Source organism: Zhongshania marina (assembly GCF_002915595.1).
GTDB classification, from domain to species: domain Bacteria; phylum Pseudomonadota; class Gammaproteobacteria; order Pseudomonadales; family Spongiibacteraceae; genus Spongiibacter; species Spongiibacter marinus_B.
This window is the reverse complement of sequence record NZ_PQGG01000005.1, coordinates 25,263-46,664: the sequence shown is the minus strand read 5'-3', so window position 1 is coordinate 46,664 and position 21,402 is coordinate 25,263. Positions and strand designations below refer to the sequence as shown.

Here is a 21,402-nt window from a genome sequence, read left to right as displayed (position 1 = left end):
AATGATAAAAATAAATCTTATATCGAAACTTTCTAATCCGGAATGAAAAAGCCCTGCAATTTATTTAAAAATTCAGGGCAAAAACTAACAGCGAAAGATTAGGTATCAGTTTACGGGTTCTGCGGCCTCATCCTTGATGAGCTTGTCTAGGAGCCAAAGTATTTTATTTGGTCCGGCGTCATGGCAGATATCCATCATTTTAAATTCTGGGTTAGCTTCATAGTTTACTTGCTGTGATTCGAGCATCGCAGCGTCCTCCAAAAAAGCTTCATCTAATATTTCTCTTAGTAGATCGCTAAGGCCTGGAAAATCATAATCAATATGAGAACCCCATGAGAAATAGTACTCTACGGATTTATCGTCATTTGGGACCACGGCTTGACATGTCATGGTATTTGCAACCAGCTCACCATTTGAAGGGCCACTAGAAGCCGTGCCTGCGGTGAATGCCTTAAAATTCAATATCCACGTACATGGAATAGAATGCGTCACGTTAAATTCAAGATCAAATCTTGCATCAACTGGAAAGAGGTGCTGAAGAAAATAAGGTGCTGGAACATCTCTAGCGATAAAATGGGTTATCAGTGATTGGTCGGTTAAAGTATGCTCTACTTTTGAACGAGTGTATTTGTCGGTACCACCTAGTGTTTTTTCATGCACCCAGGTTAAATGACTCAAGTCAGCAAGATTTGCAATCTCAAATCGATAATTTGCATCGACATGCATATGTGAGGTCTTCATGTTCCAATTACTATCGCTTGGCCCTACAGCGTATGGAATTAGTTTAGGGTCTGCCTTTTTCGGATCACCCAGCCAAACCCAAATCCAATTATTCCTCTCGATTACAGGAAATGATTTAACACATGCCTTTGGTGGAATTCGATCTTGGCCTGGTATTTCCACACAAATTCCATCCGGCGAAAATCGCATTCCATGATACATGCACCGAATCGAATCGCCCTCTTTTTTACCTAACGACAATGCAGCCATTCTGTGAGGGCAACGATCCTCTAGTGCAACAACTTCTCCATTAGGCTTTCGATACAAAACTACTCTAATATCTGCAAGTTTCCTTGCAACAATTGAGTTCTTCCCCTGCGAGACCATATAGTCCCAGCCCGCGCAATACCATGCGTTTTTAACAAACATTATTATCTCCTTTATGAAACCTATTCATGTTAAATCTGTTAATAATTATAGTTCTATATTTTTTATAATTTCTTAAATAATGGGCTAGTACTTTTCTGTGCATCAGCTGCAGAAATAAACTTTTCAAGGTAGATGTCTTTTTCAAATAGCTGCCCTTGCATTAAAGTCGTGATGCAAGAATCGATCATCAATGGGGGGCCACAGAGGTATGCGTTATGACCTGAAAAGTTGTTTTTAAAATATTCTTGCGCGGCTTCATGTACGAACCCCCTATAACCATCCCATGCGCTATCGCTATTCTCGTCGGAAAGCGCAGGAACGTAATTGAAATTTGGATATCTATCGGCCATATCTAAGAATATTGAATGGTAATATAGTTCTTCTTTGTTCCGCTGGCCGTATACTAGAGTGATGGACTGTGTAAATTGATTCTCAAATAAATCCAAAATCATACTGAGCGGACTGGATAAGCCAGACCCGCCGGCCATGAATATAATTGGTTTATTATTTGATTTTCGTACAAAGAAACGACCGTATGGACCACTGAAACCTATTTGGTCACCAACCTTTAATCTTTCATGAATATAAGTTGTCCCTACACCTCCGGGAACAATTCGTATATTTAGTTCAATTTCAAAATTTTCACTTGGCTTATTTGCCAATGAAAAAGGCCGAGTAATATCTGATCCAGGTATGTTTAGATTAATATATTGCCCCGCTTGAAAGTGAATAGGTTTCTCCAATTTTATCCATACCCCAATAATTGTGGGTGTAAGGCTTTCAATTTTCGATACTTTCCCTTGATAGTCTTGGACGGGAATAATCTCAGCATCCGGTTCCTCATCAATATCCGCTTCTATCGAAATATCAGATTCAAGCGTGGCACAGCAGGCCAGAATTTTTCCTTCATCACGCTCAAAGTCCATAAGAGCAAAGGGAGATGCATCTCCGTGCTCTATATCCCCTTCAATAACCTGTACCTTACAAGTTGCGCACAAACCATGACAGCAAGCATGGGGTAGATAAATGCCAGCACGTAGTGCAGCATCTAATATTGTTTGCCCCTCGTCTACCTCAATGGTTTCTCCTAGAGGCTCAATCGTTAACTGATAACTCATACAGATTAACCTCTATGTGGATTATTGCTAAGTGGTTGAGTACGAAACCTAATTTGCTCTTTATGCTTAAACCCGTGATCCGAAATGGTTTTTGACATATCTGGGATAAAAGCTCCTTTACTTGTTGACCAGTGAGCTTTATATAGATCCACACTATCAAATTGAGGATGCATGGAATAAATTCGGGGAATGACTACGTCTAGCAGCTCTTTAAATGTGGTGTTTGGTGATATTGGTACGCACATTGGCCACCCCATCATTGTATGTTTTTCCCAGCAAATATTTAATAGTTGATTTCCGTGGAAATTCTCAACTCCATCTCGATACCGCCCAGAATAATTCGGATTTATTGCTTTAACTGTCATTGTTTGATTCCTTACGATTATTTGTCAGAACCGGTTTTTCGAACAAAATCAGTAGCCGGTTGATTATGAATATTAGAAGGGCGCTCAGTCCATTTTTCCCAATTCATAGCATCGTTGTGTTCCTTAAAAAGCCCACCGTCTATACCAGGCTTTAGCCCCATATATCTAATCGCTTCTACCATTGGATTATAATCGGGAGATTCAGGATCCACATCATCTAAGATGCAGTTACCTTTGTATATCTCATGTACTGGCAACCATGCTTGAATATATTTCTCTGGCTCATTTTCAAATATATGCTGACAACCATCCGAACAAAATTGAAAATGCTCATCTTTATATTCCGTTTGGTGATGTGAAAATTCCGTTGGATCATCAGGTTCTGTAAACAGGCATGGCCACTGACATACCTGACATAATTGTGGCAGTGTTGTGTTTGTAAAAGGAGTACCGTTATCTTCTAGTTCTTTCCAATATTCAAATCTAGGCCGATAATATTTATCGAATGTATTGGGGTACTTCTCAGACATCCAATTCATCTCTTCTTGAGATGGCAGCCAAAGGGGGAAGCCTACAACGTCTCTGTTCGCATAGAAAATGCTCCACATTTCGTGAGATAACCTTTCTTTCTCCTTGATTGTTACGTCGGCATCACGTGGAGGTTTTATCCCATATCTAGCGAGGTCAGCAAACAAAGCACCGCCATTTTCCTCGTAGTATATTGTCCATGCTTCATCCCAAGACATAACCCTTTTGGGTAGCATATAATCCATCATTGTTGCAACTAACGAAAGTACTCGATAGGCTCTCCAGAACCATTTATCGATCCATTTCTGTACTATTGGGACATTATCTGGATCCTGCTCTAGCAAGAATTTAATCACCTCCAAACCAAGAGTCATATGGCGCGCTTCATCAGACTGTGCTGAAAAGCCAAATGAGACCGTAGACATGTCGCCATTGTAAGCGGCGCCAGACATCCAGGGCATGAAAACGAGATTGGTTAGCACGTATTCAAAAGCAAAAGAAATTGCAACAACAAATTCGAATGGGCCGGATGAACATGCATCCTCAAAAAATGACTTTGGTATTGATAAATACCACGTCCTGTCAAATTGGTATGGAGCATTCCCCATACCCTCAAAAAATCTAGCATAATGACTACACGCATGAGTTTGGGTTGTAGCATGGCGCATCTCGTCAATAGCCTGCATTTGTGCTGCAATCCGAGGACTAGCGGCGCCAAATTCCCTTCCTAATCGGCTGAATCCACGCCAAGCGTTATATTCTAAACCCACTACTGCATTTATAAAAATCTTTAGAGCTTGAACATATCGAGCATCAGTTACATTGAACTGTCCGTTATTTTGTTGGAATGCATCAATGATGGCATATAATTTTTTCTCCTTCTCTCCCTGGTATTTCCAATAAGCGTCGATTGTTAGTCTGAAAGGGTCCTCCCAATTACTCCAATCGTGTATTTTGATCCCTTCGAATTCTAGCTGTGGAAATATATCTTGTTTTTTTTGGTAACTCGGCTCCCAGTCTAGACCTTTCGTGAGCATGCTGTAGTTTTGCTTTAAATTTAATTTCTTTCCATTAGCCATTTATTTATACCTATTAGTTGTGTACTAAATTAGCGTTGAATTGATTTCGGTAGCTCTAATTCCACGATAGTGTAAATTCATCATCATCTTCGTTAATTTCTCCGGACAATGAGATTAAGTTTATCTGTAGCTCTTGCAAATCAAATTCACGACCCACCTCTTCTTCAATGGAGGATCTTTTAATTACTAAACGACCAGGACAATCGATTTTAACCATAGCGGGCATTTCATTAACTATTGCTAGCGGATTATCTCTTGTTATTGCGTTTACAATTGGGAGTGTGTCGTTGTTTGCTTGAAATGCAATAAAAACTGGATGTTTGGACTCGTTCATACTATATCCCCTGTTATGAAAATTCTTAACGCAACCCAAGTTTTGAAATTCTTGCAATGAAAGATGAATTTATTTTTTCTAAACTTTCATCACATTCAATTCCAAAAGCCAACTTTGCTAGATCACCTAACGACGAATATATCGAAGCATGCCATTTATCAATCCATTTGTTTATTTGTTCTTTATTTTCGTCACTTTCGGACGATGCGGTCTTTACTACTGAATCTACCCAGCGTGCGAAATCTGACTGCCATTTGACCGAGTAGTTTGTGAGGGAATTTAGGTCATTTCCATAATTTCGACTGAATGAACTTACAAATTCATCGAATATCAAAGGATACATTAGTCCATCAGCGACTAGGTTTTGTGCGACAAAGACCTCAAACCAATCTCGTAGAACAAAGACCCCTTCGATATCTTTACGAATACCCTGCCAGGCTGGACTTTCTATCCATATCCTTTTTGCCTTATCAAGTGATTCTCCGGTCTTTTCATCTATGAGCAAACCAATTCGCGACAAGTGCTGAGCCATTGCAAGTCGATCACAAGTCGCAATCGTCGCAGCTTGGGTTATCGTGGTACCGTATCCATAAGCTGCAATAAAGTTATTGTTCGTATTAGCACCCCATTCATAATGTCGTAAAGCCACTATAATTTCTGTTAAGAGGTTCTTGGCTTTTTCGGGTAGCGATGATAGCGATCCAATATCGTCGATAAATGCTAGCTGTTGGTCAATGGCCTCTTGCTGCTTTGCTCGAGCACTAACATAACTCCCGTAGTAAAACTGTCGTGGATCCTTAAGTGCGTACCAGTCATTCATTTTTATAGCAGATGCATTTATGTCATAGACTTCACTGTCTGGATTCCACAATGGTTTATAGTGAAAATTTGTCGCTGGTTGCGTATCAAATGAAAATTCCTGGTATCTATTGGCAGGCTTGTCGCCGAAGCGCGCCACCAAGTGATCAAAGGTATTGCGTAGTGGTTTTACTCCGGATGTTTTAATTTCAACAGCCATTGAATATTTCCTCTTTTAGCGTGTTTATTGATTAATTATTCTTGAATTCCTGGCGAACCATATTTCCATTTCTGCTGTTCAGAATCCTGTATTTCGATTTCCTCTCTAGTGAGCTTGATTACCTTATTTTCGAGGCAAAAATCTGTGAAGGCTTTTTTGGGTAGAATTAGTTCAACCATTAGATCAGTCGTTCCTATTCCGAATAGGAATTCTACAAAACCATTTTTATCGTTATTTAATTCGCGAACAAACAGGTTTTCGTTGCGATTAAAAATCAGTGGGGTGCTTGTTTTGCCATTTACCATATTTTGTATGCTTATCTTTAATTATCATCACTAGGGCGGCTTTATAAATTTATATAGCAGCTACCGTGCCAAAACCTCATTGCTGGTTTATTTTTGCGAAGATGTTCCTATATTATTGAATATAAAGGAAAATAGCATATCCACCTCCATAAGTTATTGCATTTAAAGACTAGATATCACACTAAAAATGTACAATAATATACAAGACAGGCATGGCCTTAGCCTGAAACTGTACAATAATGGTCAATTTTGACGGTAATGAGAGGCAGGGGTGCTATAGGGTATGGCCGAAAGAATTGCGGCCTTAGACCCCCAAACATCTTCAATACGGAGATATGGTTTTATGCTAGGTGACGATAATCGACAAGGTTTGTTTACAAATAGCGAAAATCTACTATCAAATGTTAGGTTTTCACCAAAAGATGGACGCATTCTATTAGCTGAAAACCGAATGTTATTAGTGCATGCTTCAGGGTTTGGTGTGCTTCGGCGAGAACTTATAGAAACCATTGGTAATAGTGAGGCTAGAGGGTTATTGACTAGAATGGGTTATCATAATGGAGCCCATGACGCCCAACTCGTCCACAATTTGCATAAATCCCGTAGCTCAACCATCGAAGAGTTCATTCTTTTAGGGCCTCAATTGCATATGTTAGAAGGTACTGGCCTTGTTATAGAGGTCTTTACCAATATTGATGTTGAGCTTGGTTTGTTTCATGGAGAATATTTATGGGAGGGATCTTCTGAAGCTGAAATCCACGTTCAGGAGTATGGTATAGGAAATCAACCTGTTTGCTGGATGCAAATTGGGTATGCCTCTGGTTTTGTGAGTAGCTACATGGGGCGGCCCGTTCTTTTTAAAGAAGTACAATGTGTTGGCCAGGGAGCCCCTTGCTGCCGAATCATAGGCAAGCCCGTAGAAGAGTGGGGAGATGAACAAGATCTTGAGTATTTAAAAGCGGATAAATTAACAAACGGACTTGCAATCTCTAATTCGGATCCTGGTTCAAGTCTTGGTTTAGACGGAGTCGTTGGTGCATCTGCGGGTTTCAATGCTGCGTGTCATAAATTACGGCAAGTTTCAGAAACTGATGCGACAGTTCTTTTTTTAGGTGAAAGTGGTGTTGGTAAGGAGGTATTTGCACGAAGTTTACATAACATTAGTGAACGATCGTCTATGCCATTCATAGCGGTGAATTGTGCTGCAATTCCCGAAAATTTAGTAGAGGCAGAGTTATTTGGTGTTGAAAAAGGTGCGTTTACTGGAGCTAATAAAACTAGAGAAGGTAGATTTGAGCGTGCAAATAAAGGAACGCTATTTCTTGATGAAATTGGAATATTGAACCTCTCAGCTCAGGGTAAACTTTTGAGGGTTTTACAGGAAAGGGAGATAGAGCGAATAGGTGGTGATCGTCTTATCAAAACTGATGTAAGAGTCGTAGCTGCTACAAATCTGGATTTGAAAGAAGAGATACGACTAGGTAGATTTCGTGAGGATTTATATTATCGATTGAACGTTTTTCCAATTTTGCTCCCGCCATTGAGAAAAAGATTAGAAGATATACCAATATTTATGAATTATTTTATGAAGAAATACTGCAGGAGACATAATAAAGATATAAAAGGATATACCAATCGATTAATCACAGCCATGCTTAGTTATGACTGGCCCGGAAACATACGTGAGCTAGAAAATCTGATTGAGCGTGGGGTTATTCTTGCTGCAAAAGATCGGGTCATTGATGTTCATCATATTTTCACTGAAGATGAACTAAAAAACATGGAATATTTAACTGTTTCAAGTGAGGGTCTTATCACTTCAGATGCTTATTTGAAGAATAATAATGATATTAAGGATGAGATTAGTAATACTTCCCAAATTATTAACATGATTAAAAATGGAAATAATGTTATCGACCAAAACTTTTCAATTGAAGAATTAGAAAAGACTCTAATCGACAAGGCGATAGAGCAAACTAATGGAAATAAATCCTTGGCCGCAAAATTGCTGGGTATTACACGCTCTCAATTATATTACCGACTGGAAAGGTAATTCATTTGTGTATTTAGATTCCGAGAGGGAATCCAAAATTCTGTGCCAGGTGAAGCCCGCTAACGCGCTTCGTCTGCTGGCCACCGGAAGCCGTTTTCAAACCTGTTATTTAGTTTGCTCATCCGCAATCATGGTGCGCACTTGCCAGCGTACACCATGATTATTTCTTAAAATCCGCTCTAAAAGATCCGAAGTTAATTTACTACGCGGTTTCGGTACTCTAATTAGTCATCTTGCAAAATAATGCCAGCTTTCAATTATCAACAACTAATTATTTAGTGAATACGTTCAATTAGGTACTTTTCCTTCGGCCGGCATCCATGAATAAAGTGCTTCCTGCAAGTGCGTCGGCTTCTTCCGCCAATAGCATTTCAATTGCCCAGGCAACCTGATTAGTGCCAGTAAATTCACCAATAGCTGATTCTTCGCGCATGCTGGATAGAACATTTTCAATATTTTTATTTTCTTGGGTAGCCTTTGCGTTAGCGACTCTACGTAGCCTCTCTGTATCCGCGGGCCCTGGTGCAACGACATGAGAAGTTATACCACGTGGACCCATAGCCCATGAGTATTGCTTCATTAAGTTAACTAAAGCTGCGTTTGCTATTCCCGCAGCTGCGGTATAAGCAGTTGGCTCGAAGCCATAATGACCACCAATTGCAATCAGTCTAGAATGTTTTATAAGTGATGGATCTGCTGCGCGGATTAATCTTATCATACCTCCGACTTTGATATTGGTTGCTTCAATCAACGCTTCGGTAGGTGCCTCTAAAACGCCACCGGCAGTCGGCACGCCAGGGCCGTGAATTACAGCGCGAACTTCTCCCTTGATACTTTCCTGTATGACATTTATTGCATTGTCATTTGAGATGTCGGCGACACAAGGTACAAAGTTTATTGGATTGCCGAGCGATTCCTTCGCTGCAATAAGTGATTCTGAGCTTCTAGCAACGGCTATAATTCTGTACCTATTTATTAATCGTTTAACAATCTCACTACCAATTTCACCGGTAGCCCCAACTACAATAATATCTTCCATTATAAACCTTCGGTTAAATTAATACATTTCTAGCATCTAATGCTAGCCCATTCGCCTTTTATTGATAGGTAGAATTTCCACGGTAAGATCAGAGCATGCAAATGTTTGACATGCTAAAACAATACCATTTTCCACTAGATCATTATTCACATGTGATGCGCTCATATTTCCAGTATCAAATGAACCATCTATAACTCTTACTTTACAAATCCCACACCCACCTTTCTTACATCCTGAGGAAATGGGATATTCTTTCCTTCCTTTTATTAATGCATTTAATATAGGTTCATTGCTTGTTGTGGTTTGCAGTAAATCACTCCCTAGAACCTTTATTTTGTACATTTTTTGGCAATCTATTATGTCATTGATACAAAGAATGATTCTGGTACATACCTAGCTTGGGAAAAAGCAGCTGGTTCAATATTATCCATAGTCCAGGTTAGTGTCGGGCTGTCTGGATACCATGTATATCCATCGCAAAATATTTCATTTCTATTTCCAGATGGATCAAAATAGTAGACTGTTTTAACTCTGGTTACACCATGTCGGTCAATCATTTCTACAGGTATATTATACTTTCCAATCAGATCGGAAGCGTGTACGTGATCTTGTGTTGAATCTAGTCTAAAAGATGCGTGATGAAATAGCCCCAACTCTGGCCCTTCGGCTATAGCAATATCATGAGCGCGTGTGGAACAACTTACAAACATAAGTCTTGGCTCCCCATTTTCATCGACTACTTTTTCCGTCAAATCAAATTCGAAAACCTCTAAAAAAAGACGAATTGATTCCTTGGCGTTGGGGCCTGCAATGAAGCAGTGATCTAATCCGTTGATTCTAAATCCCCTGATTACTCCTTCGTCGGGCAATACTCCTGGATTTATTTCGCCTAGAGTGTTACCTACATATTCCTTTTCTGCATATAAATGCATTTCCTGCCCAGTGGGAAGAAAAAACTTCAGTCGTCTTCCTGATTTATACAAATCGCCCTTTGGTATTTCGGTAACTTCTATTCCAAATTTTTCAATTCCAGAGCGCAGCTTAGTTAATGTTTCATCATCGTAAACTTTAAATGCGAAGTGATCTAATCCGGGTTTGTCTGAGTGTCGGAGTATAACGCTATGATGATCCTTTTCATCCCAAGCTTTATAATAAACTAATCCGTTTTCATCAGTGTGCATTTCTATCAAACCCATCCATTTACCGTAGTGAGTTTTAGCGGCTTCCATGTCCATAACTCGAATTTGGACTTCGCCCAATCTAAGTACGCCTCGCATTGACATTTATATATCCTCGGTATTATGAAAAATCGTTTTTAAGCTACGTTTATGTTTAATCCGCGTTTTTTGGCCATTGTTAAAGCTGTATCTTCGATCATATCTTCCTGGCCGCCGATCATCTTCTTCTGTCCCAACTCAACAAGGATATCCCGTGGTGGAATCCCGTATTTCTCTCCAATTCGGTTAGCGTGCAGCAGGAAGGTGGAGTACACACCAGCGTAACCCATAGTGAGTGATGATCTATCTACGCGAACAATATGCTCCATCATCGGGAAAATGGTGTCCTCAGCCATATCCATCAGCCCAAATAGGTCGCAACCCGTTGAAATGCCCATCCGGTCGCACACGGCCACAAAGGCTTCCACAGGAGTGTTCCCTGCTCCGGCTCCAAGACCGCCTACTGAACCGTCAATACGGGTAGCCCCGGCTTCGATAGCAGCAATGGAGTTAGCTATAGACATGCCCATATTGTTGTGTCCGTGGAAGCCAATTTCGGTCTCGGGTAGTAAAACCTCCCTCAATGCAGTGACCCGAGCTACCACATCTGCAGGCAACATATAACCCGCTGAATCAGTGATATAAACAGTTTTTGCACCATAAGATTCCATCAATTTTCCTTGCTGGGCCAAGCCTTCTGGATTGTTTAGGTGGGCCATCATCAAAAAGCCAGTAGTATCCATGCCCAGTTCCCGAGCGCAGGCAATGTGCTGGGGTGAGGTGTCCGCTTCTGTGCAGTGTGTCGCAACATGAACACTGCGCACACCATGTTGATAGGCCACCCGTAAATCGTCCATGGTACCCAAGCCAGGAATAAGCAGGGTCGACATAGTTGCCTGGGTAATCACGTCGCCAACGGCATCCCAGTACTCCTCATTGCTGTGCATCGCAAAACCATGTTGTAATGAGTTGCCTCCCAAACCACCGCCATGTGAGACCTGTAGCATTGGCACTCCAGCTTGATCCAACGCCTTGGCCACCGTGGCCATTTGTTCAACAGAAATCTGCTCGCGCTTGGCATGCATGCCATCACGCAGGCACATATCGTGAACCAGAACTTGTCTACCTTCTCGATTGATCACGCTCATGCCACAGCCTCCGTAGGTTTCAGCTCCATGCGCCCGGCCAGAATTTCCTGGGCAAACATTTCGGCGGTGCGGCAACCCGCCGCAGTCATAATGTCCAAATTGCCGGCATAGGTCGGCAAGTAATCACCAAGACCAGCCACTTCCATAAACACCACCACTTTGTTCCCTTCGAACACCGGCCCGTTGACCAATTTGTAACCGGGGACGTATTTTTGCACTTCGCCAATCATCGCCATAACCGACTCGGTAATTTTTTCCTTGTCAGGTTCTGCATCCGTCACGCAGGAGATGGTATTGCGCATAATCATCGGTGGATCTGCAGGGTTGATAATCGCCAGGGCCTTGCCGCGGCGCGCACCACCCACTTTGCAAATGGCGTTGGAGGTGGTGTAGGTGAACTCGTCGAGATTGGCGCGGGTGCCGGGGCCTATAGACAGTGAGGCCAGACTGGCCACGATTTCGGCGTAGTCCACATCCTGTATTCGAGCCACGGCGTTAACGATGGGAATAGTGGCCTGCCCCGCGCAGGAAATCATATTGACGTTCATGGTGGCGCCAGCTAGCTCCGTCAGATTAACCGGAGGCACACACAAGGGGCCAATGGCGGCAGGGGTCAGATCAACCATAAACACGCCAAGTGCATTCAATTTGCGACTGTTTTCAGCATGCACGTAAGCGGACGTTGCATCGAAGGCGATCTGGACGCCATCCTCAAGAACATGAGGCAACAGACCGTCAACGCCTTCTGCGGTGGTCTTGAGTCCCATATCCGCAGCCCGGCGCAAGCCTTCAGACTCTGGGTCGATGCCCACCATCCACACCGGCTCAAGAAATTCGCTGCGTTGAATTTTGTAAATCAGATCGGTGCCGATGTTGCCGGAACCGATCAAGGCGCACTTAATTTTGCTCATCACTATTCCTCCAACTCTCGCGTCATTGCCGCGCTGACGTGGCCATTGCTACGAGCGAGTCGCTCTTTCGATTCAGCCACCGAGACCCCTGCTACAGCGAAGTCTTCCTCTTGAAGCTCATGGATCAAAATGCGCACTGTCTCTGGCGCCACCTCAAGAACATCGCTGACAGTTTTAGTTACTTCGTTTACCAGTCGACGTTTGCTTTCTGCACTGCGGCCGGTCATCAAATTAAATTGAATAATTGGCATCGCTCTTACCCCGTGTAATCTTTGCCGAATATGTTGCGGGCTATTACCCATTTTTGAATTTCATTGGCCCCTTCATATATTTCTGCAATTTTGCAGTCCCGATAAATTTCCTCGACGCGATAGTGCGAACCATCTGCCGCTAATTCCTTGGTAAACCCGTAGCCGCCAAATATCTGCACACCTTCCCGGGCAAATTCACCTGCAAGATTAGTGGCATACCACTTGGCCATGGCCGCTTCCGGTTCGGGAAAAGCCTGACCTTCGTCCATTCGACGGGCAGCCTTAATGTAAAGATTGCGGGCGTTTTCAATCTCGGTGGCACGCTCTGCCATTTTGAACTGCCAATGCTGGAACTGGGCCATTGCCTGGCCAAAGGCCCGTCGGGTTTTCAATCGATGACTGCCGTGATCCAAAATGGCTTGGGCCATCCCCACACCGCTGGCGGAAATGCCTATCCGGCCATAGGTCAATACTTGCAAGGCAATTTTTAACCCCTCACCGCGCTTACCCAGCACATTGCCAATAGGCACTACCACATTCTCAAAAGTAATATCGGCGGTTAGCTGTCCGTGGTTACCTAGCTTTTTATCGGGGGCTCCCACTGTCACGCCTTTGGCGTGCAAATCCACCACCACCTCGGTCATACGACCGTCGTCTTTGCAAAGCAGTACCACAAAGTCGGCCACTGGTGAGTTAGTAATCCAGCGCTTGCGACCATTGATAACAATATGGTCACTGTGAAAAATGGCCTCGGTTTCCAGTGCACTAACCGACAAATCTGTGCTGGCATTGGGCTCGCTGGTCGCAAAGCTACCAATCACTTTGCCGGACAATAGCGGGGCCAAAAATTTCTCGCGCGTCGCATCACTGCCATACTCAAGCGCGTGGCCGGCGAGAATGCAGTGCACGTCATAAATGGCGGCAACACTATTACTGTAGTAGGACAGCTCCTCAATAACCGTTGCCGTCGCAGTTGCGGGGTACTTTAATCCTCGGCCACCCACATCCTCGGGAAAGGGGATGCGAAACAACCCCGCCGCTGCCATATTTTTAAACAGTTCCCGGGGGAAGGCGGCCACGCTTTCTTCGGTATGGCCTATTTTCCAGGCCACTGGCGCCACATGCTGTTCACAGAAAGCCCGTACTTCACGGCGAATCGCCGTTGTCTCATCGGGCAAGAACATATCGCAGTACAGACTATTTTGCAGTCGCTCCGGCCGGTCCTGGGAGAAGATTTTCTGTTCGGCGCTCACCGTTACTCTCCAAACTTGATGGTGATGCTACCCAAATCCTGGAATCGGGCATTGATAGAATCCCCCACCTCCACGGCGATCGCTTCAGTAATACCTCCGGTTAGCACAATACTGCCTGCTGGTAGTGACTCACCCCTTGCATCGAGGTGTTCTAGCAGCATTTGTATGGCTTTTACTGGATGACCTAACACTGCAGCGCTAGCTCCAAGGGCAACGATTTCGCCATTCTTCTCAATCACCACGCCAATAGTTTGAAGATCCATACCCTGTTTAGGATCTCGCGGTTTACCGCCGGTTACATAACGCGAAGAGGAGCCGTTATCTGCGATTACACTGACCAGATCAAATTTAAATTTTTCATAGCGGGAATCGATGATTTCCACTGCAGGGATCACAAAATCCGTCGCCTGAATAATATCGTTGATTGAGTGATGTGTACCACGCAGTTCCCGCTCCATCACAAAGGCAATCTCGGCTTCCACGCGGGGATGAACCAACTCTGTCATTTTGACAATGCCGTTTTCTGGTACCGCCATCCGGCTAGTCAATATACCGAAACTGGGCTCGTGAACACCCATCTGTTCCATCTTAGCTTTCGAGGTCAGACCTGCTTTGAGTCCGACCACCTTTTCTCCGCGGGCAATCCAAATGTTCCGTAGTGCGTCCTGAACACGATAGCTATCTGCCATTTCCATTTCTGGGTAGGCAATAGTTAACTTCTCCATAGTATGTGCGCCATCCTGGGCGCTCACCACTTTATGGGCAAGCTCGTTAATAATGTTGTCTGCAAGCATGATTATTGACTCAATCTACAAAGTGAATTTCACAACTACCCAGGCCACCTACCGAACAACGCAGGGTGTCACCCACCATGGCGGGTACCAGAGTCGATTGGGAACCGGAAAGGATGACCTCCCCCGCTTTAAAGGGTATGCCCAAACGCCCCAGGGTATTGGCCAGCCAGACCACCGCATTGACGGGGCCGCCTTGCACCGCCGCACCCGCCGCCGTACTGAATAGTTCGCCGTTGCGCTCCACCACCATGCCCGCCAGATTAAAATCAACGTCGGTCACTTTGGCCCTGACATCACCTAGCAAAAACACGCCACAGGAGGCGTTATCAGCAATCGTGTCCTGAATAGCAATTTTCCAATCGGTGATGCGGGAGTCGACAATTTCAAAACAGGGGCAGGCATAATCAATTGCCGCAATGACATCGGAGGCCGTCAAACCTGGACCGACCAGATCCTTCTTTAATACAAATGCCACTTCGGCTTCAGCTCGCGGCTGAATCAGGCCCGACAGGGGCACGGGCTCACCATCAAAGTAAGCCATCCCTGAGGTCAACTGACCGAAGTCGGGCTGATCAATGCCGACCAAATCCTGAATCGCTTTACTAGTAACGCCAATTTTTTTACCGACGATGTTTTCGCCTGCGTCCACCCTACGGGCCAGCATTCGCTCCTGAATGCGGTAAGCATCTTCAATGGTTAAGCCAGGAAATCGCTCTGATAGAGGAGCGACGGTACGCCTGCCAACAAGGGCCTCATACAGCTCGTCTCCCAATGTCCGAACAGAAAAATCACTCATTAATTCTTACTCACAATTTTATGCAAATATTGCGTAATTCGGTGTAAAACTCCAAAGAATGAACACCGCCTTCACGACCGATACCGGATTGTTTGCTACCGCCGAAAGCAGTACGTAAATCACGCAAAAACCAGCTATTAACCCAAGTAATCCCAACCTCAATTGCCGCAGCTAACCGGTGGGCCCGGGACAAATCTGAGGTCCAGATGGTGGTCGACAAACCATATTCAGATGCATTGGCGAACTCGATAACTTCGTCTTCTTTATCAAAAGGAGCTATATGGCAGCAGGGGCCAAAGATTTCCTCCTGCACTACCGATGCAGTTTCAGGAAGCCCTGTCCATATGGTGGGCTGCACCCAATTTCCGCCGACCCACTCGCCTTCCATCTCCATTACGTCCCCGCCCGTGACAATGTTCGCGCCTTCCTCGACCGCCCTGCGATAGTAGGACAGCACCTTTTCTTTGTGCTGAGGACTAATTAATGGACCGAGGGTAGTCGATTTGTCATTAAAGTCACCGGGTTTCAGTGCCCTTGCGCGGTCAGCCAGCGTGTTAACGAAGCGTGTGAAAATCGACCGCTCAACGTAGACACGTTCCGTACCTAGACAAACCTGCCCGCAATTGAGGAATACTGAGCGTACAAAGCTGTCAATAGCTTTATCAAAGTCGCAATCTGCGAACACAATCCCAGCATTCTTTCCTCCAAGCTCGAAGGACACATCGCGCATACCTGGCGCCGCAGCTTTCATGATTGAGGTACCAGTCCTTGTCTCTCCAGTAAAGGTAATGGCATCAACTTTAGGGTGGGCAGTGATAAACGCCCCGGCAGATTTCTCACCTTTCCCATGAACAACGTTATATACCCCGTCGGGCAAGCCCACCGCTTGCATCACTTCACCTAATAGTGTCGCCGTTGCTGGGGTCTCTTCTGAAGGTTTTACAATGACGGTATTGCCGCAAGCTAAGGCGGGCGCCACCTTCCAAGTCATCAACAATAAAGGTGCATTCCAAGGACAAATAACACCGATCACCCCCTTGGGAGCACGCCTTGTATAGTTCAGCGCTCCGGCACCATCTGGTGTATCCGTCATAAAAGATTCGTTTGGAACGCTTTTAATTACATCAGAAAAAATACGGAAATTAGCAGCTGCTCGGGGAATAAATGCATGTTCCATTACAGAGCGAGGTTGGCCTGTATCGGCCATTTCCGCTTCAACAAAATCATCAAAGCGGCGAGTAATTTCATCCGCAATTTTGTTCAGTATTGAAACTCGCTCGTCCAATGAAAACTTTCCCCAAGGCCCACGTAGTGCTGCATGGGCTGCCTCAGCGGCTAGATCGACTTCAGACTCCAATCCCTCATACACTACACCTAAATAACGCCCATTTGCGGGACAGAAATTATCGAAAGTTTGTTTGCTGGTAACAAAATTCCCGTTGATAAAATGCTTGAATTCCTTCATAAAATATTATGTCCCTGCCATTCAAATCGTTTTTTACTGCGAGCCATCGCAGATGGCATATAAATACAAAAATGTAATTCGATATAGCTATTAAAATATGGATATTTTAAGAAAGCATAATCTTTATAAATTGTGATCTTATTGTAGACAGCACACTAGCTATTTAAAGATTATTGGAGCTTACCGTCCAATACCTTTGACCTTCACCCCCGATACCTATATCGTATCAGAAAACACAATGTGAGCTAAAATAGTGATTAATCAGAGCATAGAGCTTAGGCATTTACGTTATTTTATAGCTGTCGCCGAAGAGGCATCTTTTCGGCGTGCGGCCTTAAAAATCCATGTCTCACAACCACCTTTGACCCGTCAAATTAAACAGCTGGAGGATATTGTAGGCACAGATTTGTTTCTCAGAACCCCGAAAGGAGTAGAATTAACAGAGGCCGGAAAAAGCTTGTTTATAGACTCCAAAAATATATTTACTCTGATACAGCAGGCCGCTGAGCGTGCGAATAGCGCAGGTGCAGGTAAATTAGGCAAGCTGAATGTTGGGATATTTGGCTCCGCAGTTTTTGGAACCATCCCAATTGTTATCCAAAAGTTCAGGGAAGATTTTCCGGATGTTGAAATAGTACTTCACAATTTAAACCGCGTGGAGCAGCTTAAGGCTTTGAGGGATGGACGTATCGCTATTGGTTTTAATCGATTCTTTAGGGAAGAACCAGACCTTGCATGGGAGAAAATTCAGTCAGAAAAAATGAGCGTTGCGTTGCATAGTAGTAGCATGTTGGCCACAAAGAAATCTCTAAAGTTAAGCGAAATAATTAATTACCCTATCATTCTATATCCAAAAACTGCCCGCCCAAGCTTTATTGATCGGATGATTTCACTTTTTAATGAGCAAAAGTTAAGCCCAAATATTGCACATGAAGTTGATGATGTGGTGACAGCAGTAGCTCTAGTCTCAAGTGGATTAGGTATTAGCCTTGTTACAGAGTCAGCATGCAATCTTAAATTGCCAAATGTTGAGTATATACCACTAAGCCCCAGTGAAGGTGCAGTTTTTGACCTCAATATTATTTATCGCCGTAACGATATTTCTCCAATACTTCAAGCGTTCATAAGTACTGTAAATGCAGTCAAAAAATCACTTTGATTAATCATAACTAACTAGAAGAGGGAGGAAGAGTCCTCCCTATAATAATGCGAGATTAATTTTAGAATTGATATCCAAGACGAATGGTTAACTCATCTGCAAAATCTAGAGTTGAAAGAGTATTCTCGTTAGGATTTCCACCGAGATCTCCATCAATATGTGTATAAAAAGCTTCGACTGTAACATCGCCACTAGGCTTCCATCGGATGCCTGGTTGCAACAATATGCCGCCTCGCACATCATACAATACAGCGAAACCGAGACGGACGATATCTTGAGGAAAAGGCTGTTGAGCTGCGAATGCTAAATATTGGGCATTATTCACGCCGCCAGGAATTTGTATATCACCTGGACTTGGAGTTCCAACTGGAGCGCTAGCACCATAACCTTCCAGTGAGCGTCCAACCAGGTCATCAGCATTTCGATACATATATTGAAATACTAGATATGTTGCGGGAAAATTTTGAGTAAACCGATAATAATTTTCAGCCACTAAAGCCCCGACAAACGCATCTTCTACAATACGCTTCTTGCTAAGTGAAGGGTTTGTAAAAACACGATCTGGGGTAATTGACATCTCAATATTAATGATCATTTGATCAAAAATGCTACCCGGTTCGCCGGAAGTAACATAAGAACCGCCGATTCCATACACATCTTCACGGTAGTACTCTCTTTGAATATGGCCTCTCATGCAACCACCTGCTGCCATGAAAAAGGTATCCAATTGAGCAACTGCATCCTCGATCGTATTTACAGTGGAAGCGAACAACTCGCTAGGACCTTCAAATTCTTCTATAGCAGCGTTCAGACCGTTATATCCATCTAGCCTAGATTCGGCAGCATAATAAAAGTATTCAGTGGCTGAGCATACCCCAGTCGGCGCTACCTCAAATGGAGAATTAGCGAGTGCTTCACCTGAAGATGCAAATTGCCGATCTAATGTTCCTGCATATGCAAGATTAACCAAATTCCCTACGGTGCCTAGATTATTTGGGAGATCTTTTACCACTCCGGATTTGGACCAACGAAATACGCCATCCGGGTTATAACGCCGTACTGCCATTGCTTGCCAACCAAAATTTCCATAGTCACCTTTTGCTCTCAAGCCAAAGTTTAAAGAATCATTAAGACCCTGTTCATCATACCGATCATGAACAGTAAATTGCGATGCAATCACATTATAAGGTGTATTTGGATTTCCGAAGACAGATGGTTGAAATTTCTGAATATAACCATCAAGGAGAATATTATCTGTTGCTTGCCAAGTTGCGCGTAATGAAATTGAAGGAACACGCTCGTCAGCAAACTCTTCTTGTGCGTAATCTAGAATACTGTGCCTCCGAAGATCAAGCCCATTTACAACGTCAAAAACTCGAAAAAAAATGGTTTGACCCCATGCAATTTGTTGATTTCCTAACCTAAAATTCCAAGGCCCAGTATTGTACTCAAGAAACAGCGCTGGAAAATCAATTAAATAATTATCACCCGCTATCTCCAAAGGATTTGGCTTGTCATTCCCTTCAACTCGATATTCGAAATAATTTGATTCTCCGTGATAAAGTGATGAAAGTCCGCCCGAAACTCCTCCCTGAAAACTATCAAATTCAGAAGCGTCGAAATGAGTTTCATAAAGATCAGGTGATGTAAAAACACCGCGTATTCTTGCATTCAGCGAAATCTTGTCATTAAAGTTTACTTTTGTATCAAGTTCACCTCTTATGATTCCGTAATTAATGTCGGATTCTTTACTTTCAACATTCCGTATACCAGGAGAAGTTCCATCTATCGCTGGCAGTGGCAAAGTGGACCATGTCCCGACCTCAGGAACTGGCAAGCCAAGAACAGAAGATATATTCGGAATCAGCGCTGGTGGAGTATATGCTTGACGAGATATAGAAACGTTATTAAAGGGATTTCCTGTTTGATTGCTTACGTTTTGATCGTTGCTAGTAGAAAAAGCCGTTTCTAAACGTATGAAACCGCTTGATGAAATAGAAACCTCTTCCAAAATTCCAGCCTGAGTATAATTAATTAATCCTGCTAAGATGATTGGATATTTACACATTGAACATAATGTAGATTTAAATACACTATTTTTCATTTTAATTATCTCCTTCTAATATTAGGGCACCTCTGATTAATTCGGCGATAGCTCAGGCTTTGCGTTGATTCGACTGGCAAGGCGCGGTCGCGCAGGAAGGCTGGTTGCCTTTCAAGTGATCGCAACGAGGCCAGGCGGATCAACGCAAAGCCCCGAAGGGCGGGCCTCTGGCGCACCCTGGACGGCGTCGCAACGCTCGTCAAGGAGAGTCACCCTTGACCTTCTCGCTGCTCCTTGCCAGTGCGCGCCAGAGGCTCCGCTGAGCCATTGCCGAATTAATCAGAGGTGCCTTAGATTGGCATCCGATAAATATTTCCATTTTTCCCCGATAGAATCACGGCATTGTCGTTATCTAATAAAACTGCACCCGATATCCATAAAGTGTCCATAGTGTCGGGAGCCATTCGGCGCCAAGTCTTTCCACTATTTGTACTTAGCAGAACACCATATATTGTTGTTATTAGAATATTCTTCCTTTTTGCGACAATATTAAGAAACAGCTCGTTAGTATCTAGATTATTAAACCGCATCCATGACTTGCCGCCGTCAGTAGTACGAAGAAGGAAACCATCCTGTCCAACGAAAAATCCATTTAATTGCTCATTTATCTCCATCGCAAAAATTGATGCATCGTCAGTCTGTGTTTCAACATTCCCATTGTGTAGCGCTATCCATTCATTCGTCTCAAAACTCCATTTCGCAATTAAACCGGATTCGCCAGCGATTACTATGTTTGATTGTAATAATCGGACGCTATATATATGAGGCGCAAATCCCGAAGGGGTAATGCTTGCCCAGTCAATAACCATCTGATCCCAAGTATCGCCATAATCATTCGATTTTAATATTGTTCCGAACGCTCCTACTGCAACGATCATTCCATCTGAACGCATCGCTACATCTAGTAATCTTTCATTGGTTATTGGTTCTATCGAGCTCCAGGAGCTTCCGCTATCATGACTTACTAAAACAGTACCTGCTTGTCCGACCGCGACAATATGACTGTCGATATAAGTGACACCTAAAAGGGAATCCTGAATATTTGTAGCAGACCTTTTCCAATTCTTTCCAGCGTCATTACTGAGTAGAATTGTTCCTGATGATCCAACAGCTACAATGCTTCCTTCAAATTGTGTAACGTCAAAAATTGCCTCATGTTGGGTACCTCCATGTACCTGAATTAATTCAGACGCACTCACTAAGCAAGACATCGTCAATAATGGCAGAAAGAGTAATCCACGTAAGAGGTACGAAGTGGGTAAATATTTCATTGTAAATCCCGAGAGCTATGGGAGGCGAAAGCCTCCCTTAAATAT

At 43.6% G+C, this 21,402-nt stretch carries 21 protein-coding genes; 2 read left to right on the top strand and 19 right to left on the bottom strand.

All coding sequences use genetic code 11. From position 1 onward, the window contains the following. Positions 1-105 precede the first annotated feature (105 nt). The 7 genes from C0068_RS01525 to C0068_RS01495 all read right to left on the bottom strand — a co-directional run bounded on the left by C0068_RS01525 (position 106) and on the right by C0068_RS01495 (position 5,896). Positions 106-1,149 (bottom strand): aromatic ring-hydroxylating oxygenase subunit alpha, encoded by a 1,044-nt coding sequence (locus C0068_RS01525; protein ID WP_103682733.1) that lies wholly within the window; start codon positions 1,147-1,149, stop codon positions 106-108. A gap of 62 nt (positions 1,150-1,211) precedes the next feature. Continuing rightward, positions 1,212-2,267: an NADH:ubiquinone reductase (Na(+)-transporting) subunit F gene (locus C0068_RS01520; RefSeq protein ID WP_103682732.1), complete on the bottom strand. Its 1,056-nt coding sequence runs from the start codon at positions 2,265-2,267 to the stop codon at positions 1,212-1,214. A 5-nt stretch (positions 2,268-2,272) separates the two neighbouring features. Further along, a complete protein-coding gene (locus tag C0068_RS01515; protein WP_103682731.1) occupies positions 2,273-2,632 on the bottom strand; it encodes a phenol hydroxylase subunit P4 in 360 nt (119 codons plus the stop codon). 17 nt (positions 2,633-2,649) lie between these two features. Next, positions 2,650-4,239, bottom strand: coding sequence for a YHS domain-containing protein (locus C0068_RS01510; RefSeq protein WP_103682730.1), 1,590 nt, complete (start codon positions 4,237-4,239; stop codon positions 2,650-2,652). Between the two features lie 55 nt (positions 4,240-4,294). After that, positions 4,295-4,573, bottom strand: a complete 279-nt coding sequence (locus C0068_RS01505; protein WP_103682729.1) for an MmoB/DmpM family protein — start codon at positions 4,571-4,573, stop codon at positions 4,295-4,297. A 25-nt stretch (positions 4,574-4,598) separates the two neighbouring features. Then, the gene (locus C0068_RS01500; RefSeq protein WP_103682728.1) at positions 4,599-5,591 is read right to left on the bottom strand and encodes an aromatic/alkene monooxygenase hydroxylase subunit beta; all 993 of its coding nucleotides are present in this window, start codon (positions 5,589-5,591) and stop codon (positions 4,599-4,601) included. A 35-nt stretch (positions 5,592-5,626) separates the two neighbouring features. Beyond that, positions 5,627-5,896 (bottom strand): phenol hydroxylase subunit, encoded by a 270-nt coding sequence (locus tag C0068_RS01495; RefSeq protein WP_103682727.1) that lies wholly within the window; start codon positions 5,894-5,896, stop codon positions 5,627-5,629. Positions 5,897-6,179: 283 nt separating this feature from the next. Between C0068_RS01495 and C0068_RS01490 the strand changes: the two genes are divergently transcribed. Continuing rightward, positions 6,180-7,949, top strand: coding sequence for a sigma-54-dependent Fis family transcriptional regulator (locus tag C0068_RS01490; RefSeq protein ID WP_199176079.1), 1,770 nt, complete (start codon positions 6,180-6,182; stop codon positions 7,947-7,949). Between the two features lie 292 nt (positions 7,950-8,241). On the opposite strand, the gene C0068_RS01485 is transcribed toward C0068_RS01490, so the two are convergent. The 10 genes from C0068_RS01485 to C0068_RS01440 are packed head-to-tail and all read right to left on the bottom strand — an operon-like array spanning position 8,242 to position 16,823. Next, positions 8,242-8,988, bottom strand: a complete 747-nt coding sequence (locus tag C0068_RS01485) for an SDR family oxidoreductase (protein WP_103682725.1) — start codon at positions 8,986-8,988, stop codon at positions 8,242-8,244. 42 nt (positions 8,989-9,030) lie between these two features. Further along, entirely contained in the window at positions 9,031-9,330 is a 300-nt protein-coding gene (locus C0068_RS19840; protein ID WP_103682724.1) for a 2Fe-2S iron-sulfur cluster-binding protein, read from the bottom strand. Positions 9,331-9,344: 14 nt separating this feature from the next. Then, positions 9,345-10,265: a catechol 2,3-dioxygenase gene (locus C0068_RS01475; RefSeq protein WP_269844872.1), complete on the bottom strand. Its 921-nt coding sequence runs from the start codon at positions 10,263-10,265 to the stop codon at positions 9,345-9,347. A 38-nt stretch (positions 10,266-10,303) separates the two neighbouring features. Continuing rightward, positions 10,304-11,353, bottom strand: a complete 1,050-nt coding sequence (gene dmpG, locus C0068_RS01470) for a 4-hydroxy-2-oxovalerate aldolase (protein WP_103682722.1) — start codon at positions 11,351-11,353, stop codon at positions 10,304-10,306. Then, positions 11,350-12,267, bottom strand: a complete 918-nt coding sequence (locus C0068_RS01465; protein ID WP_199176078.1) for an acetaldehyde dehydrogenase (acetylating) — start codon at positions 12,265-12,267, stop codon at positions 11,350-11,352. The genes dmpG and C0068_RS01465 overlap by 4 nt, the downstream gene beginning before the upstream one ends. Beyond that, positions 12,267-12,515, bottom strand: coding sequence for a tautomerase family protein (locus C0068_RS01460; RefSeq protein ID WP_103682720.1), 249 nt, complete (start codon positions 12,513-12,515; stop codon positions 12,267-12,269). The genes C0068_RS01465 and C0068_RS01460 overlap by 1 nt, the downstream gene beginning before the upstream one ends. Positions 12,516-12,520: 5 nt before the next feature. After that, the gene (locus tag C0068_RS01455; protein WP_199176077.1) at positions 12,521-13,768 is read right to left on the bottom strand and encodes an acyl-CoA dehydrogenase family protein; all 1,248 of its coding nucleotides are present in this window, start codon (positions 13,766-13,768) and stop codon (positions 12,521-12,523) included. Positions 13,769-13,770: 2 nt separating this feature from the next. Next, on the bottom strand, positions 13,771-14,562 hold the full coding sequence (gene dmpH / locus C0068_RS01450; RefSeq protein WP_103682719.1) for a 2-oxo-3-hexenedioate decarboxylase: 792 nt from the start codon (positions 14,560-14,562) through the stop codon (positions 13,771-13,773). A gap of 10 nt (positions 14,563-14,572) precedes the next feature. Next, on the bottom strand, positions 14,573-15,358 hold the full coding sequence (dmpE, locus tag C0068_RS01445) for a 2-oxopent-4-enoate hydratase (RefSeq protein ID WP_103682718.1): 786 nt from the start codon (positions 15,356-15,358) through the stop codon (positions 14,573-14,575). A gap of 10 nt (positions 15,359-15,368) precedes the next feature. Beyond that, positions 15,369-16,823: a 2-hydroxymuconic semialdehyde dehydrogenase gene (locus C0068_RS01440; protein WP_103682717.1), complete on the bottom strand. Its 1,455-nt coding sequence runs from the start codon at positions 16,821-16,823 to the stop codon at positions 15,369-15,371. Between the two features lie 253 nt (positions 16,824-17,076). Between C0068_RS01440 and C0068_RS01435 the strand changes: the two genes are divergently transcribed. Further along, positions 17,077-17,982 carry a LysR family transcriptional regulator gene (locus C0068_RS01435; RefSeq protein WP_199176076.1) on the top strand — a complete coding sequence of 302 codons (906 nt, stop codon included), beginning with the start codon at positions 17,077-17,079 and terminating at the stop codon, positions 17,980-17,982. A gap of 61 nt (positions 17,983-18,043) precedes the next feature. Here the strand turns inward: C0068_RS01435 and C0068_RS01430 are convergent, their stop codons facing one another. Beyond that, the gene (locus tag C0068_RS01430) at positions 18,044-20,086 is read right to left on the bottom strand and encodes a DUF1302 family protein (protein ID WP_103682716.1); all 2,043 of its coding nucleotides are present in this window, start codon (positions 20,084-20,086) and stop codon (positions 18,044-18,046) included. 290 nt (positions 20,087-20,376) lie between these two features. Then, positions 20,377-21,357 (bottom strand): WD40/YVTN/BNR-like repeat-containing protein, encoded by a 981-nt coding sequence (locus C0068_RS01425; RefSeq protein WP_103682715.1) that lies wholly within the window; start codon positions 21,355-21,357, stop codon positions 20,377-20,379. Positions 21,358-21,402 lie beyond the last annotated feature (45 nt).

Coding starts and splice junctions, on each gene's coding strand:
- C0068_RS01525 (WP_103682733.1), bottom strand. CDS start 1,149: ATGTTTGTTAAAAACGCATGGTATTGCGCGGGCTGGGACTATATGGTC.
- C0068_RS01520 (WP_103682732.1), bottom strand. CDS start 2,267: ATGAGTTATCAGTTAACGATTGAGCCTCTAGGAGAAACCATTGAGGTA.
- C0068_RS01515 (WP_103682731.1), bottom strand. CDS start 2,632: ATGACAGTTAAAGCAATAAATCCGAATTATTCTGGGCGGTATCGAGAT.
- C0068_RS01510 (WP_103682730.1), bottom strand. CDS start 4,239: ATGGCTAATGGAAAGAAATTAAATTTAAAGCAAAACTACAGCATGCTC.
- C0068_RS01505 (WP_103682729.1), bottom strand. CDS start 4,573: ATGAACGAGTCCAAACATCCAGTTTTTATTGCATTTCAAGCAAACAAC.
- C0068_RS01500 (WP_103682728.1), bottom strand. CDS start 5,591: ATGGCTGTTGAAATTAAAACATCCGGAGTAAAACCACTACGCAATACC.
- C0068_RS01495 (WP_103682727.1), bottom strand. CDS start 5,896: ATGGTAAATGGCAAAACAAGCACCCCACTGATTTTTAATCGCAACGAA.
- C0068_RS01490 (WP_199176079.1), top strand. CDS start 6,180: ATGGCCGAAAGAATTGCGGCCTTAGACCCCCAAACATCTTCAATACGG.
- C0068_RS01485 (WP_103682725.1), bottom strand. CDS start 8,988: ATGGAAGATATTATTGTAGTTGGGGCTACCGGTGAAATTGGTAGTGAG.
- C0068_RS19840 (WP_103682724.1), bottom strand. CDS start 9,330: ATGTACAAAATAAAGGTTCTAGGGAGTGATTTACTGCAAACCACAACA.
- C0068_RS01475 (WP_269844872.1), bottom strand. CDS start 10,265: ATGCGAGGCGTACTTAGATTGGGCGAAGTCCAAATTCGAGTTATGGAC.
- dmpG (WP_103682722.1), bottom strand. CDS start 11,353: ATGAGCGTGATCAATCGAGAAGGTAGACAAGTTCTGGTTCACGATATG.
- C0068_RS01460 (WP_103682720.1), bottom strand. CDS start 12,515: ATGCCAATTATTCAATTTAATTTGATGACCGGCCGCAGTGCAGAAAGC.
- dmpH (WP_103682719.1), bottom strand. CDS start 14,562: ATGCTTGCAGACAACATTATTAACGAGCTTGCCCATAAAGTGGTGAGC.
- dmpE (WP_103682718.1), bottom strand. CDS start 15,358: ATGAGTGATTTTTCTGTTCGGACATTGGGAGACGAGCTGTATGAGGCC.
- C0068_RS01440 (WP_103682717.1), bottom strand. CDS start 16,823: ATGAAGGAATTCAAGCATTTTATCAACGGGAATTTTGTTACCAGCAAA.
- C0068_RS01430 (WP_103682716.1), bottom strand. CDS start 20,086: ATGAAAAATAGTGTATTTAAATCTACATTATGTTCAATGTGTAAATAT.
- C0068_RS01425 (WP_103682715.1), bottom strand. CDS start 21,357: ATGAAATATTTACCCACTTCGTACCTCTTACGTGGATTACTCTTTCTG.